This is a genomic window from Myxococcota bacterium (genome assembly GCA_041389495.1).
In the GTDB taxonomy this organism is placed as follows: Bacteria; Myxococcota_A; UBA9160; order UBA9160; family UBA4427; genus JAWKRT01.
On sequence record JAWKRT010000001.1, the window covers coordinates 1,298,626 to 1,315,133 of the forward strand.

Annotated in this window: 12 protein-coding genes; 7 read left to right on the plus strand and 5 right to left on the minus strand. The window is 74.8% G+C overall.

Going from position 1 to position 16,508, the window contains the following annotated elements; translation table 11 throughout:
* Positions 1-17: 17 nt before the first annotated feature.
* Positions 18-2,747, plus strand: coding sequence for an MMPL family transporter (locus tag R3E88_05770; protein MEZ4215966.1), 2,730 nt, complete (start codon positions 18-20; stop codon positions 2,745-2,747).
* Here R3E88_05770 and R3E88_05775 read toward each other — a convergent pair.
* Positions 2,719-4,236 carry a SurA N-terminal domain-containing protein gene (locus R3E88_05775; GenBank protein MEZ4215967.1) on the minus strand — a complete coding sequence of 506 codons (1,518 nt, stop codon included), beginning with the start codon at positions 4,234-4,236 and terminating at the stop codon, positions 2,719-2,721. The two genes, R3E88_05770 and R3E88_05775, sit on opposite strands and share 29 nt — an antisense overlap.
* A 296-nt stretch (positions 4,237-4,532) precedes the next feature.
* On the opposite strand from R3E88_05775, the gene R3E88_05780 reads away from it, so the two are divergent.
* From R3E88_05780 to R3E88_05805, 6 genes are read left to right on the plus strand one after another with little or no spacing between them, the layout of a single operon-like run.
* The gene (locus tag R3E88_05780) at positions 4,533-5,573 is read left to right on the plus strand and encodes a rod shape-determining protein (protein MEZ4215968.1); all 1,041 of its coding nucleotides are present in this window, start codon (positions 4,533-4,535) and stop codon (positions 5,571-5,573) included.
* Between the two features lie 12 nt (positions 5,574-5,585).
* Positions 5,586-6,539, plus strand: a complete 954-nt coding sequence (gene mreC, locus R3E88_05785; GenBank protein MEZ4215969.1) for a rod shape-determining protein MreC — start codon at positions 5,586-5,588, stop codon at positions 6,537-6,539.
* Complete coding sequence (gene mreD, locus R3E88_05790; GenBank protein MEZ4215970.1) at positions 6,536-7,069, plus strand: rod shape-determining protein MreD; 534 nt, start codon at positions 6,536-6,538, stop codon at positions 7,067-7,069. The genes mreC and mreD overlap by 4 nt, the downstream gene beginning before the upstream one ends.
* On the plus strand, positions 7,066-9,066 hold the full coding sequence (mrdA, locus tag R3E88_05795) for a penicillin-binding protein 2 (protein ID MEZ4215971.1): 2,001 nt from the start codon (positions 7,066-7,068) through the stop codon (positions 9,064-9,066). Before mreD ends, mrdA begins: the two co-directional genes overlap by 4 nt.
* Before the next feature lie 14 nt (positions 9,067-9,080).
* Entirely contained in the window at positions 9,081-10,184 is a 1,104-nt protein-coding gene (rodA, locus tag R3E88_05800; GenBank protein MEZ4215972.1) for a rod shape-determining protein RodA, read from the plus strand.
* 25 nt (positions 10,185-10,209) lie between these two features.
* Positions 10,210-10,980, plus strand: coding sequence for an HAD-IB family hydrolase (locus R3E88_05805; protein ID MEZ4215973.1), 771 nt, complete (start codon positions 10,210-10,212; stop codon positions 10,978-10,980).
* On the opposite strand, the gene R3E88_05810 is transcribed toward R3E88_05805, so the two are convergent.
* The 4 genes from R3E88_05810 to R3E88_05825 form a co-directional block, all read right to left on the minus strand.
* Positions 10,977-11,882, minus strand: a complete 906-nt coding sequence (locus R3E88_05810; GenBank protein ID MEZ4215974.1) for a hypothetical protein — start codon at positions 11,880-11,882, stop codon at positions 10,977-10,979. The two genes, R3E88_05805 and R3E88_05810, sit on opposite strands and share 4 nt — an antisense overlap.
* An 89-nt stretch (positions 11,883-11,971) precedes the next feature.
* Complete coding sequence (locus R3E88_05815; protein MEZ4215975.1) at positions 11,972-13,444, minus strand: alanine/glycine:cation symporter family protein; 1,473 nt, start codon at positions 13,442-13,444, stop codon at positions 11,972-11,974.
* A 1-nt stretch (position 13,445) separates the two neighbouring features.
* Positions 13,446-15,626 (minus strand): DUF3604 domain-containing protein, encoded by a 2,181-nt coding sequence (locus tag R3E88_05820; GenBank protein ID MEZ4215976.1) that lies wholly within the window; start codon positions 15,624-15,626, stop codon positions 13,446-13,448.
* An 88-nt stretch (positions 15,627-15,714) separates the two neighbouring features.
* A complete protein-coding gene (locus tag R3E88_05825) occupies positions 15,715-16,443 on the minus strand; it encodes a histidine phosphatase family protein (GenBank protein MEZ4215977.1) in 729 nt (242 codons plus the stop codon).
* Positions 16,444-16,508: the final 65 nt, after the last annotated feature.

Sequence of the window (16,508 nt, forward strand, 5' to 3'; positions counted from 1 at the left end):
GGGGGCGCGAGGCGGCGGTGACGGCGGGAGCCGACGACGAGCAGACGAGCCGCCTCGGCCGCGCGATCGCGCGCTGGGTCGATGCGGCCGGGCGCTCGCGGCGCCTCGTGCTCGCGCTCGTCGGCGCGGCGGTCGCCGCTTCGCTCGTCGTGTGCGCGAGCGGGCGCCTGCGGATCGACACCGACACGATCCGCCTCTTCCCCGAGCGCCTCCCCGCGCGCGTCCACCACGAGCGCTTCGCGCGGCTCTTCCCCGACCTCGAGAACGCGCTCTTCGTCGTCGTCGACGCACCGAACGCCGCGCTCGCGCGCGAGGTCGCGCGCGAGCTCGCCGCGAGCCTGCGCGCCGACGCAGCGCACTTCACCGACGCCTACGTGCCGGGCGCGGACCCGTTCTTCGAGCGCCACGCGCTCCTCTACCGCACGGTCGACGAGCTCGACGTGTTCGCGGACCGCATGGCCCGGCTCCAGCCCGTCGTGGCCGAGCTCGCCGCGTCGCCGACGCTCGCGACGCTGTCGCGCCTCATCGAGCGGGGCCTCGCCGAGCTCGACGCGGCGGGCGTCGACGCGCGCCAGTGGACCGCCGTGCTCGACCGCGTCGGCGATGCCACCGTCGACGTCTTCGCCGAGCACCCCGTCGCGCTGTCGTGGGAGGACGTGCTGCTCGAGGGCGCCTCGATCGACCTCGCGACGCGCCAGGTCGTCGTCGCGCAGCCGGTGCTCGACTTCGCCGCGCTCCTCCCCGCCGCCGCGCCGCTCGCGGCCGTGCGCGATCGCGCGCGCGACGTCCCGGCACCGACGCGCGTGCGCGTGACGGGGAACCCGGCGCTCGCGCACGAGGAGACGCTCGGGCTGCTCGTCGACCTCGGGGTCGCGAGCGTGGCGTGCTTCGCGGTGGTCGCCGTGCTGCTGCGGCTCGCGCTCGGGTCGGCGCGCCTCGTCGTCGCCGCGTGCGCGACGCTCGCGGCGGGGCTCGCGATCGCCGGCGCGCTCGCCGCGCTCACGGTCGGGCGCCTCAACGTCATCTCGCTGAGCGCGGGCGTGCTCTTCCTCGGGCTCGGTGTCGACTACGCGATCCACCTCGGCACGCGCTACGCGCACTTCCGGCGCGAGGGGCTCGAGCACGCGCCCGCGATGCGCGCGAGCGCGGCCGACACCGGCCCCGCGCTCGTGCTGTGCGGAGTGACGACGTCGATCGGCTTCTTCGCGTTCCTGCCGACGGACTACCGCGGCGTCGCCGAGTTCGGCTGGATCACGGGCGTCGGGCTGCTCGTGCTGCTCTTCCTCACGCTGACGCTCCTGCCCGCGCTGCTCGCGGGGCCGCTCGCGATCGCGCGCTTCGGTCCCGGGCCGGGCGGTGCGGTCGAGCAGGCGGCGCTCGCGCTCGGCCGCGCGATCGAGCGGCGCCGCGCGGCGGTGCTCGCCGTCGCCGTCGCCGTCGGCGCCGCCGGTCTCGCGCTCGCGCCGCGCGCGCGCTTCGAGCCCAACATCGTCGCGATGCGCGATCCCTCGACGGAGTCGGTGCAGGCGTTCGAGGACCTGCTCGCCGACGCGGACGGCGCGTCGCCGTGGCTCGTCAACTCGATCGCGCCGGACGAGGCGGCGGCGCGCGCGCTCGCGGAGCGCCTGCGCGCGCGGCCGGAGGTCGCGCGCGTCGTCGGGCTCCACGACTGGGTTCCGGACGACCAGGACGAGAAGCTCGCGATCCTCGACGACCTCTCGCTCCTGTTCGACGTGCCGCCGGTGCGCGCGCGCGCGCCGCGCGCGCCCGTCGCGCCCGAGGCGGAGGTCGCTGCGCTGCGCGCGCTCCGCGATGCGCTCGCGCGCAGCGAGCTCGGCGCCGCGCGCGGCGCGGACGCGGCGCGCGGCCTCGAGGCGAGCGTCTCGCGGCTGCGGCACCTGCTCGACGACTTCCTCGCGCGCGCGGCGGCGAGCGACGACCCGGCCCCCGCGCTGCGCGAGCTCGAGCGCCTGCTGCTGTCGTCGCTGCCCGCGCACGTCGAGCGGCTGCGCGCGAGCCTGGCCGTCGGCCCCGTCGAGGAGGCGCAGCTCCCGCCGCGCCTCGTGCGCCGCATGCGCGCGGACGACGGCGAGCTGCGCCTGCAGACGTTCCCGCGCGAGGACCTCTCGGACTCCGACGCGATGGCGCGCTTCGTCGACGCGGTGCGCGCGGTCGACCCCTCCGCGACCGGCGTGGCCGTCAATCTCGTCGCGTTCGGGCGCACGACGCAGCTCGCGTTCGCCGAAGCCGTCGCCGCGGCGGTCGTCGCGATCGCGCTCGTGCTCGGGCTCGTCTGGCGGCGCGCCGGCGACGTCGCGCTCGTGCTCGCGCCGCTCGCGCTCGCCGCACTCGCGACGGCGGCGGCGATGGTCGCGCTCGACGTCCCGTTCAGCTTCTTCAACGTCGTCGTGATCCCGCTGATGCTCGGGGCGGGCGTCGACGCGGGCGTGCACGTCGTCGAGCGCGCGCGCAGCGTCGCGCCCGGGGAGCTGCTCGCGACGACGACCGCGCGCGCCGTGCTCTACAGCACGGCGACCACGCTCGTGAGCTTCGGGACGCTCGCGCTCTCGTCGCACCGCGGGCTCGCGGGCCTCGGCGCGCTGCTCGCGGCGGGCATGGCGCTCACGCTCGCGGCCAACCTCGTCGTGCTGCCGGCGCTCCTCGCCGTGCGCGCGCGACGGCGCGCCCGCACCCGCACCCGAGCCGGGGAGCCCGACCCTACGAGCCCATCACGAGCGCGGCGTTGAGGCGCAGCTCCCCCTCGGCCTCGTAGCGCGTCTGTGCCTCGCGCACCCAGGTCGCGATCGCATCGGTGCGCTTCTGGTCGAGGGCCGCGCTGCGGATGGAGCTCGCCTGCGCGGCGAGCTCCGCCTCCGAGGGCGTCGTGCGCGACAAGACCTGCAGCAGCACGAGCCGGTTGCCCAGCTCGAAGATGCGCGGCGAGCTCGTGCCGGGCGGGAGCGCGAAGGCCGCGGCCATGACCTCCGGCGCGGCGCCGAGGTCGGGAATGAAGCCGTCGGGGCGCCGGCGCAGCGACGCCGTGCGCCCGAGCGTCAGCTCGCGCTCGCGCGCCGCGGCCTCGAGGGAGGCGCCGCCGCGCACGGCCTCGGAGAGCTCGGTGGCGAGGCGCTGCGCGCGCTCGCGGGCGATCGAGGCGCGCGCGCCGTCGCGCGCGAGCTCGGGCGCCACGTCCTCGAACGGGCGCGTGCCGCCCGCGAGCTTCTCCTCGACGAGCACGATGTGGAAGCCGCGATCGCCGCGGAGCACCTCGGACGGCGTGCCAGGCTCGAGGTCGAAGGCCGCATCCGCGACGGCGCCCGCCATCTCGGCGCGCGAGAGCGAGCCGAGCTCGCCGCCCGCGTCGCGCGTGGCGTCGTCCTCGGAGACCTCGCGCGCCACGTCGGCGAACGGCGCGCCCGCGAGGATGCGCTCGCGCGCCTGCTCGGCCTCCTCGCGCGCCGTCTCGACGGCGGCGGCGTCGGCGGTGCGGTCGAGCCGGAAGAGGATGTGGCGGGCGCGGACCCGGTCTGCGGTCGTGTACTGGCCGAGGGCGGCCTCGTAGCGGGCGCGCAGCTCCGCCTCGTGGTCGGCGCGCCAGGCCTCGACCGCCTCGTCGCTCGGCTCCTCGCCGGCCGGGAGCGTCTCGGTCGACAGCGCCACGTAGGCGATGCGCGCCTCCTCGGCGAGCTGGCGCGCCACCGCCTCGAGCTCGGGCTCGCTGACGGTGATCTGGCTGGCGAGCAGGCGGAGCATCTTCTGCGCGAGCAGGTCGCGCTCGATCGCCTGGAGGAAGAGACGCTGCGTCCCGTACACGCGCTCGATGCCGCGGACGATCGCCTCCTCGTCCACCGTCCCGTCCGGGCTGCGGTAGGTGTCGCGCAGGTAGCGCTGGATCTCCGCCTTGGGCACCTCGAGGCCCAGCTCGTGCGCCGACTGCGCGAGCACCGTGCGCTCGACGATCACGCGCAGCACCTGCTGGTCGAGGAAGGCGCCGGCGGCGCGCTCGTCGAACTGCTCGCCGAGCTGGTCGCGCAGGCGGCGCGCCTGCGACTCGCGCTCGAGATCGAACTCGGCGGCGTCGACGACGAAGTCGCCCAGCTCGACGATCGACGTCGCGCTCGAGGTCGACACGTTGCCCGGCCCCTGGTTGCCGAACACCACGACGAACACGAAGCCGACGCCGCCGACCAGCAGCGCCGTCAGCCAGCGCTGGCCTCGGCGAATCGCATCGAGCACGGCTCCCTCCTCATGGAACGCTCATCCCGCGCGCCGGTGCGCCGCGCGAAGCGACGGAATGCCGACGCCGCGCGCGCGCGGGGAGTGCGGAGGGCGCGCAAGGTACGGAGCGGGTGCGCGGCGGGCAACCGGAACGCTTGCTCGCGCATAACCCGACTGGTAGGCTCTCGCGCGTCGCAGAGGGCGTCAAACGCGTCGGGAATTCGCGGACTTACCCGCTTTCCGGCGAGCGCCCGGCGGAGTCGCCCGGCGGCTTGCGGAGCCGCGCGACACCACGCCTCGGAGGGGGGGCGAACGTGATCCTCGATACCGTGCTCGGCTGGTTCTCCAGCGACCTCGCGATCGATCTCGGAACGGCCAACACGCTCGTGTACGTCAAGGGACGCGGCATCGTCGTCTCGGAGCCGAGCGTCGTCGCCGTCGAGAAGGAAGGCCGCGGCCCCGGCAAGGTGAAGGCCGTCGGCAAGCAGGCGAAGGAGATGCTAGGCCGCACGCCGGCCAACATCGTCGCGATCCGCCCGATGAAGGACGGCGTGATCGCGGACTTCGAAGTCACCGCCGCGATGATCGAGTACTTCATCAAGCGCGTGCACGACCGCACGCGCATGGTGCGGCCGCGCATCGTCGTCGCCGTTCCGTCCGGCATCACCGAGGTCGAGAAGCGCGCCGTGCGCGAGAGCGCGATGCTCGCGGGTGCGCGCGAGGTCTACCTGATCGAGGAGCCGATGGCGGCCGCGATCGGCGCCGGCCTCCCCGTCACCGAGCCCTCCGGCAACATGATCATCGACATCGGCGGCGGCACGACCGAGGTCGCCGTGATCTCGCTCTCGGGCATCGTGTACTCGAACTCGACGCGCGTCGGCGGCGACAAGATGGACGACGCGATCATCCAGTACGTGAAGCGCACCCACAACCTGCTGATCGGCGAGCGCACGGCCGAGCTCATCAAGATGGAGATCGGCACCGCCTATCCGACCGGCGAGCCGCAGTCGATGGAAGTGAAGGGCCGCGACATCGTGGCCGGCGTGCCGAAGACGCTCGAGATCAAGTCCGAGGAGGTGCTCGACGCGCTCGCCGAGCCGATCAGCGCGATCGTCGAGAGCGTGAAGGCCGCCCTCGAGCGCACGCCGCCCGAGCTCTCCGCCGACATCGTCGACAAGGGCATCGTGCTGACGGGCGGCGGCTCGCTCCTGCGCAACCTCGACATCCTGCTGCGCGAGACGACGGGCCTCCCGGTCATGCTCGCCGAGGATCCGCTCACCGCGGTCGCCACGGGCACCGGGCGCTGCCTCGACGAGCTGCGCCTGCTGAAGGAAGTCACGATCCGCTCGCAGTAGCGGGGGATCCCCATGCCCGATCTCTGGCGTCGGCTCGGTGCGCCCATCGCGTTCGGAGCGCTGGCGCTGCTCGCCGTGCTGACGATGGTCTCGGACCGTCGCGCGATCCGCGACGACGCGCGCGACCTCCCGTGGTGGCAGGCGATCGTCCTCGAGATCACCGTTCCCGTGCAGAAGGTGCTGCTCGCGCCGGTCGACACCGCGAAGGGCGCGTGGGCGCGTTATGTCGACCTCGTCGGCGTGCGCGACGAGAACGGCGAGCTGCGCGGTCGCATCGCCGAGCTCGAGGAGGCGAACCTGCAGTTCCGCGAGGCGCTCGTCGCGAGCGGGAACCTGCAGCGCATCGCCTCGATGCGCGACGAGTTCGAGGCGCCGCTGCTGCCGAGCGAGATCGTCGGGCTCGACGTGTCGCCGTGGTTCCGCAGCGTGCTGCTCGACCGCGGCGGCGAGCACGGCGTGCGCAGCGGCAACCCCGTCATCACCGACCAGGGCGTCGTCGGCCTCGTGACCGCGACGTCGAAGCGCGCGTCGAAGACGATGCTGCTGCTCGACCGCCAGAGCGCGATCGACGGCATCGTGCAGCGGAGCCGCGCGCGCGGCATCGTGCGCGGGCGCGGCACGGGCGAGCTCGAGTTCGAGTTCGTCGTGCGCGGGAGCGACGTGCGCGAAGGCGACGTCGTGATCACGTCGGGCATGGGCGGCGTGTATCCGAAGGGGCTCCGCATCGGCGTCGTGCGCTCGGTGAGCGACGCCGGCGGCCGCCTGCTGCAGACCGCCGTGCTCGTGCCCTCGGTCGACTTCGGCCGGCTCGAGCAGGTCTTCGTCGTGCTGCGGCGCAGCGCGACGATGGACCTGCTGTTCGGCGCGCTCGGCGACGCCGACCCGGAGCCCGTCGACGCCGCGGCCGCGTCGCGCGAGGTCGAGCGCGAGATGGCGCAGGCGGTCGCGGAGCCGCCCGCGCCGTGAGGCGCGTCGCCGTCCTGCTCGCGGCGGGCCTGCTCGCGCTGATCGTGCAGAGCGCGGCCGTGCTCGTCGTGCCCTATCCCTTCTGTCCGGATCTCGGCCTGCTCGTCGTGGTCGCGCTCGGCCTGCACTGGGCGCCGCTCCCGAGCGGCTTCGCGATGGCCGCGGCGCTCGGCTACGCGACCGACGTGCTGTCGAGCTCGCTGCTCGGACAGCACGCGCTGCTGCGCCTCCTGACGTTCGCGGCCGCGCGCGTGACGGGCCGCCAGATCCACCTGCGCGGCGCGCTGCCGCTGGCCGTGTTCGCGGCCGGGCTCACCGTCGCCTACGCGGCCGCCCTGCAGGCCGTGCTCGCGTTCTTCACCAGCTCGTCGCCCGAGGTCGGCGCGGTCGGACGCACGCTCGTGCACGCGGTCGTCAACGCGCTCTTCGCGCCGCCCGTCGCCGCGCTCGTCGAGTGGCTGGCCGCGTGGTCGGGCGACGACGATCCGTCGCGCCGCACGGTGCGGCTCGAAGCGCGGGGCGCGCGGTGATCGGGAGCGCGGGGCACGACGGCCGGCTCGGCGGCGGCGACGAGGCCTTCCTCGCGCGCCGCGTCATCGTGCTCGGGCTCGGCATGGCGCTCGTGTTCTCCGTCTTCGCGATGCGGCTCTTCCAGCTGCAGGTGATCGAGGGCGCCGACCTCCGCTATCGCTCGGAGCGCAACTCGGTGCGGCTCGTGCGCCTCGAGGCGCCGCGCGGCGAGATCGTCGATCGCGAAGGGCGCGCGATCGTCGCGTCGCGCACGGCCTTCGACATCGCCGTCATCCCGAACGAGCTGCGCGACCGCGAGCGCACGCTGCGCGCGGTGAGCTCGCTCGTCGCGCAGCAGGAGCCGGAGCTCGAGAAGCTCGTCGCCGCGCGGCGCGGCCGCGAGCGCTTCCAGCCGATCGTGCTCGACGACGACGTCAGCGAGGCGCAGCGCGCGCGCGTCGAGACGCACCGCTTCGCGATGCCGGGCGTGATCGTCGAGGAGCATCCGCGCCGCCACTACCTCGAGGGCGCGCGCGCCGCGCACGTGCTCGGGCAGATCGGCGAGATCGGCGCCGACCAGCTCCGCGACGAGGCGTTCTCGGACTACCGGGCGGGCGACGTCGTCGGGCAGGCGGGGCTCGAGGCGCGCCTCGACCGCCACCTGCGCGGCCGCCCCGGCGGACGCAACGTCGTCGTCGACGTGCAGGGGCGCGAGGTCGAGCGGCTCGACGAGGTGCTGCCCGAGAAGGGCGGCCGCGTCGTGCTGACGCTCGACCTCGACCTGCAGCGCGCGGCCGAGGAGGCGTTCCGCAGCGACGACCCGGCGAAGCCCGACCGCATGGGCGCCGTCGTCGCCGTCGACGTGCGCTCGGGCGACGTGCTCGCGATCGCGTCCGCGCCGAGCTACGACCCGAACGACTTCGCGGGCGGCGTCGACTCGGCGACGTGGAAGCGGCTCACGACCGACCGCTGGCGCCCGCTGCAGAATCGCGCCGTCTCGGGGCAGTACGCGCCGGGCTCGACGTACAAGGCGATCGTCGCGGCGGCCGCGCTCCAGAACGGGACGATCGCGCCGGGCCGCACCGAGTACTGCACGGGCGCCTACCGGCTCGGCCGGCGCACCTATCGCTGCTGGAAGCGCGGCGGCCACGGCGAGGTCGATCTCGAGCGCGCGCTCGAGCAGTCGTGCGACGTGTTCTTCTACGCGGTCGGCGTCGAGCTCGGCATCGATCGCCTGGCCGAGGTGGCGCGCAGCTTCGGGCTCGGCCGCCGCACGGGCATCGCGATCGCCGGCGAGAGCGCGGGCATCGTGCCCGACCAGAAGTGGAAGCTCGAGGCGCGCGGCCAGGAGTGGATCGGCGGCGAGACGGTCTCGGCGGCGATCGGGCAGGGCTACAACCTCCTCACGCCGCTCCAGCTCGCGCTCGCGTACGCGGCGATCGCCAACGGCGGCGACCTCTACGCGCCGCGTCTGATCGACCGGCTCGAGACGTGGGACGGGCGCCTCGTCGAGGAGCCGGAGCACCCCGCGCCGCAGCGCGTCGCGGTCTCGCCCGAGCACCTCGCGCGCGTGCGCGCGGGGCTGACGCGCGTGGTCGAGGCGCCGCGCGGCACCGGCGCGCGCGCGCGCGTGCCCGGCATGAAGGTCGCGGGGAAGACGGGCACCACGCAGGTCGTGAGCCTCGCGGTCGTCGAGCAGTACGAGAACGACGAGGACGTCCCGATCGAGTACCGCGACCACGCGTGGTTCGCGGCGTTCGCGCCGGCCGACGCGCCCGAGATCGCGGTCGCCGTGCTGGCCGAGCACGGCGGGAGCGGGGGCGGCGTCGCGGCGCCGATCGCGCAGAAGGTGCTCGCCGCCTACTACGCCAAGCGCTTCGCGCCCGCGGCGACGCCGGATGCGCCCGTGCCCGCACCGGCGCCGGCCGCGACCGCGGCGCGCGCGGCGGGCACCGCGCCCGCCGCGGACGACGTGCGCGCAGCGCGTGCGGACGCGCCGCGTCCGCGCGCGGGCTGAGGGGGGACGACGCCGTGCTGGGCATCGATCGGCGCACCGTGCAGAACTTCGACTGGGTGCTGCTCGCCTTCGTCGCCACGCTCGTCGCGTGCGGGCTCGTGAACCTCACGTCCGCGTCGCACGCCGGGAGCGACGTGCTGCTGAGCGCCACGGTGCGGAGGCAGATCTCCGCCGTCGGAGTCGGCGCGCTCGTGATCGCAGTGATCGTCGCGATCGACTACCGGCACGTCGAGCGCTTCGCGCCCGCGATCTACGGCGGCGTCGTCGCGCTGCTCGCGGCGACGCTCGCGCTCGCCGACGAGACGCGCGGCGCGCGCGCCTGGCTCTTCGGCGGCCGCTTCCAGCCGTCCGAGCTCGCGAAGATCGCGATGGTGATCGCGATCGCGCGCTGGTTCCACCGCAACCCGCCGAGCGAGATCACGCAGCTGCGCCAGCTCGGCCCGCCCGCGCTGCTCGCCGCGATCCCGGTCGGGCTGATCCTGCTGCAGAAGGACATGGGCGTCGCCGTGCTCACGCTGCTCGTCGCGCTCACGTACGTGCCGCTCGTGCGCGTGCGGCTGCGCGCGTGGTCGGGCGTCGCCGCAGTCGGGCTCGTCGCGCTCGCCGCGCTGTGGACGTTCGGGCTCAAGGACTACCAGCAGAAGCGCATCCTCGACTTCGTCGACCCCTCGCGCGACCCGCTGTCGTCGGGCTACCAGGCGATGCAGTCGCGCATCGCGGTCGGCTCGGGCGGGCTCACCGGCAAGGGCTGGATGGAGGGCACGCAGACGCAGCTGCGCTTCCTCCCCACGCAGCACACCGACTTCGCCTACTCCGTGCTCGCCGAGGAGTGGGGCTTCACGGGCAGCACGGCCGTGCTCGGGCTCTACCTCGCGATGCTGCTGTGGGGGCTGTGGATCGCGCGCAACTCGCGCGACGGCTTCGGCGCGATGCTCGCGGTGGGCGTCGTCGGGGCGCTCTTCTGGCCCGCCGTGATCAACGTGGCCATGGTGCTCGGGCTCGCCCCGGTGATCGGCGTGCCCCTCCCGCTCTTCAGCTACGGGGGCTCGGCGATGGTCTCCGCCTGCATCAGCCTCGGCCTCCTGCTCTCGATCTCGATGCGGCGCTACGTCTTCTGAGCCGCCGGCCCGCTACCCTCGCGCCGTGATCGAAGACCCCGGCCCGACGACGAGCGCGACGAGCGCCCCCGATGCGGAGCGCGCCGCGCGGCGCGCGCCCGTTCCGCGCGTCGGCGCGTTCTTCGACATGGACAAGACGCTGATCGCCGAGAACTCGGGGTCGGTGTACATGAAGCACCGCTACGAGCGCGGCGAGATCACGGCCTGGGAGCTCGCGGCCGGGCTCGGCGCCTACCTCCGCTACAAGGCCGGCGTGCTCGACCTGCCCACGTGGGTCCGCTCGATGGCGAAGGACTTCGCGGGGCGCGACGAGGCCGAGCTCGAGGCCGAGGCGCGCGAGCTCTTCCAGGCGCACATCGAGTCGCTCGTCTACCCGGATGCGGCCGCGCTCGTGCGCCACCACCAGGAGAGCGGCCACGTCGTCGTGATCGTGTCGGGCGCGACGCGCTACGCGGTCGAGCCGCTCGCCCGCCACCTCGGGATCGAGCACGCGCTGTTCACGGTGCTCGAAGCCGAGGGCGGCGTGCTCACCGGGCGCGTCGTCGAGCCGGTCTGCTTCGAGGACGGCAAGATCCACTGGCTGCGCGCGTTCATCGCGTCGCACGACGTCGACCTCGCGCGCAGCTGGTTCTACTCGGACTCGATCACCGACCTGCCGCTGCTCGAGCTCGTCGCGCACCCGGTCGCGGTGAACCCCGACCCGATGCTCTACCGCACGGCCGTGCGCCGGCGCTGGCCGATCCGCATCTTCGCTCCGCCGGAGGCGCGCGCGTCGCGCGGGGCGGCGCGCGCCTAGCGTCGACGCGCGCGCGCGACGCGGTGGCGCTCGAGGCGCTTCTCGACGAGCGCCGCCAGCTTCGAGCTCCCGCCCGTCACGTGCGCCCGCTCGAGGCGCCGCTCGATCTGCTCGTACACCTCGACCAGCTCGTCGCTCCCGAGCGGGAAGGCGTGCTCGAGCAGCCACAGCCCGTCGCGGATCGAGGTCTCGGCGCGCTTGCGCGTCGCGATCGAGGTCGGCGCGTTCATGAGCTCGACGAAGCCGAGCTCGATCTTCGCGCGCGCGAGCAGCTCGCCCTGCTCGCCGGCGGCCTCGTACGAGGCGATCGCGCGCTCGAGCAGCTTGCGCGCGCGCCGGCCCTGCCGCGCGTCGCGCTCCGCCGTGGCCGCGTCGCGCAGGGCGTCGGCGAGCGCGACGGACGGGTCGCCCGCGGAGGCGGCGACGAGGGCGACGCGCCGCTCGTGCGTGAGCCGCGCGGCGCTCGTCTCGCCGTTGCGCGACTGCGCGACGGCGAGCGCGCGCAGCGGCCCGGAGAGCTCGATGGCGTCCTTCCCGTGGATGCGCTCGTACGCGCGCACGGCCGTGCGGAACGCGTCGACGGCCTCGAGCGTCTGGCCGCCGCCGAGCAGCAGCTGCCCCGCGTTCATGCCGAGCGCCGCGAGCTCCGGGTCGTCGTCGGCGCGCTGCGCCCTTCCGAGCCGCAGCGCGCGCTCCGCGTGGCGCGTGGCGGCGTCGAGGTCGCCCGCGTCGAGGGCCGCGCGCGAGGCGAGGTAGGCGTCGGTCACCTCGTCGGCGGCGGCGGGCGCGGCCGCGAGCGCGGCGAGTGCCGCGACCGCGCAGGCGATGGCGCCGGCGCGCGTCCGGCCCGGCCCGCGAGCCGGACGGCGCGCGATGCGCCGCGCGCTCCGCTCGCACCCCACGCCCCGATCTTCCCGATCGCGCCGCACGCCCATCTCGCACCCCGCGCCGCCGAGCATAGTGGATGCGCGCGGCGGAGCCGTGGGGGGCGTCACCGCGCCGGCGGGCCCGGGCTCCGGCGGTGCGCGCGATAGGCCTCGAGCTCGCGCCGCACCTCGGGCGCGAGCACGTAGAGCGCCACGATGTTGGGGATGCAGATCACGAAGACGAGCGCGTCCGAGAAGTCGAGCACCGCATCGAGGCGGATCGTGCAGCCGAGCGCGACGAACAGGCAGAAGACGGCCTGGAAGACGCGCTCGGCGCCGGGCCGGATGCGCCCCTCGAGGCCGCCGAGCAGGTAGCCCCAGCCCTTCTGTCCGTAGTACGCCCACGAGATCATCGTCGAGAGCGCGAACAGCGAGGCGGCGATCGCGATCAGGTACGGCGCGCCGGCGAAGTTGCGCTCGAACGCGCGCGACGTGATCGCGATGCCGTCGAGTCCGTCGGCGAACGTCGGGTCGTAGTACTCGGTCGTGATCACGACGAGCGCCGTCGTCGAGCAGATCACGACGGTGTCGATGAAGGGCTCGAGGAGCGCGACGAATCCCTCGGTGACGGGGCGCGCGGTGCGCACGGCGGCGTGCGCGATCGTCGCGGAGCCGAGCCCCGCCTCGTTCGAGAAGACGGCGCGCTGGAAGCCCACGACGACCGCGCCGAGCGCGCCGCCCGCCACGCCCTCGCTCGTGAACGCGCCGTCGAGGATGGCGCCGAGCGCCCAGGGCAGGGCCTCGGCGTTCATCGCGAGCGCCGCGAAGCCGAACGCGAGATAGAACGCGGCCATCGCGGGGACGACGCGCGCGGTGACGCGCGCGATCGAGCGGATGCCGCCGAACACCACGGCCCCGACGATCGCGGCGAGGACGAGTCCCACGAGCCAGCCGCGCTGCGCGAACCAGCTCGCGTCGCCGCCCGTCACGCCGACGAGCTGCACGTAGGCCTGGTTCGACTGGAACATGTTGCCGATGCCGAGGCAGCCGACGACGATGCCCGCGGCGTAGAAGCGCCCGAGCGCGCGACCGAGGCGCGGGAAGCCGCGCGCGCCGAGCCCGCGCTCGAGGTAGTACATCGGGCCGCCCGACACCGAGCCGTCCGCGTGCTCGGTGCGGTAGAGCACGCCGAGCGTGCACTCGGCGAACTTCGACGACATGCCGAGCACGCCCGCGAGCGCCATCCAGAACGCGGCGCCCGGGCCGCCCGCCGAGATCGCGACCGCGACGCCCGCGATGTTCCCGACGCCGACCGTTCCCGAGACCGCCGTCGCGAGCGCCTGGAAGTGCGACACCTCGCCGGACGGGTCGTCGCCGTGCGTCGCGCCGCGCCCCGTCACGAGCCGCAGCGCCTCGGCGAAGCCCGTCACGCACACGAAGCGCAGGTACACCGTCGCGAACACGGCGGCGACGACGAGCCACACGACGACGAGCGGCACGTCCGTCCCGAGCACGGGAACGGCGTAGAAGACGAACGCCGACAGCGCGTCGGCGAAGGGCCGCAGCGCGGCGTCGATCGCGGCGTCGACGTCGCTCACGTCAGGCGTCGCCGGGCGCCGGCGCTGCCTCGCGCGCGAAGTCGACGAAGATCGGCGACGACCAGGCGCGCTCGCCGACGGGCGACGGGCAGCCTCCCTCGTCGACGCGCGCCTGCGTGCACGGCCGGATCGCGCTCGGCTCGCCGTTCGCGTCGAGCTCGGTCTCGAGCGGCGCGCCGTTGAGCGCCATCGACGGCGCCTCGATCGCGCGCGCGTAGTAGAGCGCGTCGCGCCCGTCGGCTGCGAACGTCTCGTCCTCGAAGGCGACGCGGCAGCCGGCCGGGTCGGGCGCGCACTCGAAGCGCCGCCAGGGGTCGTCGATCAGCTCGGCCGGGCTCTCGTCGGCGCGCGTGCGCGGGCGGATGCGCACCACCTCGATCGCCGCGATCGGCCGCCGCACGTCGCTCGGGAAGTAGCACTCGTCGTGGCACAGGTAGGCGAGCCGCTCGGGCGAGAGCGCGCGCCGGCTCTCCTCCGGGCACCCGGGCTTCGGCTCGAACGAGCCGACGGCGCGCACCTCGAAGCGCGGGTTCGCGCCCATCGCGTGCTGCGAGCCCATCGGCGCGCGTCCGCCGTCGGCGCCGGGCGCGTTCGTGATGTCGAACCACAGCAGGATGCGCGGCCCGCTCGTGCCGTAGGCCTCGCGCCGCGCGAGCGCGCTCCAGATCGCCTCGCGGCTGCGCCCGCGCGCGTGCACGGCCGCGAGCCCGGCCGGGAACAGGAACGACGAGACGCGCAGGTCCTGCTGCGACCCGACGCTGATCGTCGTCGCGCCCGGGTCGACGGGCATGCGCGGATCCTCCATCTCGCGCGACGAGAACATCGACTGGAACATCCCGTACGGGAACTCGGGCGTGCCGCGCACGTCGCTCACGAGCGACGGATCGCTCTGCTTGTAGGCGTTGCCCGGGCGTCCCGTGTGGCCGTCGCTCGAGGCGACGAAGCCGAAGCGGAATCGCCGGCGGCCCTCGCCGGCGTCGGGGTCGGCCAGCGTCATCGCGTACTGCACGCTCTCGCGCGGCCGGTATCCGAAGGAAGGCTTGAAGCAGTCGCGGCACTGGTCGCAGTCGAGCCAGTCCTCGGGCGTCGTGTCGGGGAAGACGCGGAACGGGTTCACCCACGTGTTCGCCGCGAGCGTGCGCGCGCGCTCGACGCGCCGCTCGCACTCGTCGGCGGGCAGGTCGCCGCAGCGCTCGCGCATGATCTGTCCCGCGCGCTCGCAGCACGTGAGGTGGCCCGCGACGTGCGCGGGGCACGTGCGCGTGCCGTCGGCCGCGACGTCGATCTCGCGCCACGCGCGGAACTCCTCCGAGTTGCCGTGGCCCGACATGATCTCGACGAGCGGCATGCGCTCGGGCGCGTACTGCGCCTCGGCGAGGTGCTTGTCGAACGTCGTCGACGCAGGCGTGTACACGCCCCAGGTCGTGCCGTGCGGGATCACGAGCGCGGGCAGGCCCCACTCGTCGAGCTTGCGGTGCAGGTCCTTCGGCTCGCGCGCCACCTCGAGGCACGCGTCGCCCTCGATGTCGGGCGACGCGACGCCGTCGGGGCAGAGCGGCCGCTCGGCGAGTCGTTCGTGATGCTCCGCGAAGCGCTCGTGCACCGGCCAGTCGAGGAAGCCGACGACGCGCGTCGAGCGCGCCATCGCGGCGAGGCCGCGCAGCGCGGGCGACGTGTCGGCCGCCGCGATCGGCCGCGCGGGCAGCCGCGCGTCGTCCGTCTCCGGGAACACGACGCAGCGGTGGCCCCAGTGGTCGTCGGGCGTGAGGCCCATCTGGCTCCACTCGAAGCCCATGAACGCGACGAGGTCGGCGTCGCCGCCGTCGCCCGCGCGCGCGTTGCACGCGCGCACGCTCTCCTTCGAGCGGGTCCAGTGCTCGGGCGCGAGCGACTCCGCGTGGTCGGTCAACGCGAAGAAGTCGAGGTTCGCGCAGTGCCGCGCGAAGTCGCAGGCGTCGTTCGGCGGGTGCGCGCCGTCGCCGCCCAGCATCGGCAGCGAGAAGAGGAAGCCGTCCGACGAGTAGGACGTGTGCACGTGCAGGTCGCCGAACAGGATCGTCGTGTCGTCGGCGGGCGCGTCGTCGGCGCGGGACGCGAGCGCGCGCCCGGCCTCGTCGCGCGCGCGCGCTGCGCGGCGAGCGACGCCTCGCTCCGCCGCGGGCCCTCGATCTGCGAGTCCCACTGCGCCGCGCGGTCGTCGCCGCACCCGGAGGCGGCGGCCGCCGCGGCCAGCAGCGCGGCGGCCGCCGCGCGGACGGAGGTCGTTCGCGTCACAGCACGCTCCTCGGCGCGCGTCCGTCGACGGGCGCGCGCAGCGGCACCAGGTGCTCGGTGCGGTTGAAGAACTCGAGCGACCACACGGCGCCCGCGCCGAGCGCCGACGTGTGCAGCCGCGTCATGCCCGTCCACGCGCTCGTGAAGCGCAGCGGCGCCCACGGGTTCGGCTCGATGCCGAGCAGGTGCGACACCGCGACCGCGTTCGTGCCCTCGTGCGCGACGACGAGCACGCGCGCGTTCCAGTCCTCGACCCGCCACAGCCGGTGGCCCGCGTCCTCGTGCACGCCGAGCGCGTGCGCACCCGTGAGCAGCGCGTCGACGCCGCTCGTCACGCGCTCGTAGAAGTGGCGGAAGCTCTCGCCGCCCGCGTAGCCGTCCCACCAACGCTCGGGCTCGCGCAGTCGCCCGTCGCGGAAGAAGGCCTGCACCTGCGCGGGCGTGCTGCCGCCGAGCTCGGGGAGCGCGAGCTCGCGCAGCCACGACAGCGTGCGCGGCTCGAGCCCGAGCGCGCGCGCGATCGGCGCGGCCGTCTCCTGCGCGCGCACGAGCGGGCTCACGTACAGGACGTCGAAGGCGCGCGCGCCCTCGCCGTGCTCGCTCGCGAGCGCGCGCGCGGCGCGCTCGGCCTGCTCGCGGCCGAGCTTCGTGAGGACGGGCTCGTCGACGGCGCGGTCGTCCGGCTCCCAGTCGGGCTGCCCGTGGCGGATGAACGTGATCTCCAACGACGGCTCCTGTGCGCGCGGCGGCCGCGGGGCGAACGACGACGGCGTGGCTTGGGCGGGGAGGG

Coding starts and splice junctions, on each gene's coding strand:
- mreC (MEZ4215969.1), top strand. CDS start 5,586: ATGCCCGATCTCTGGCGTCGGCTCGGTGCGCCCATCGCGTTCGGAGCG.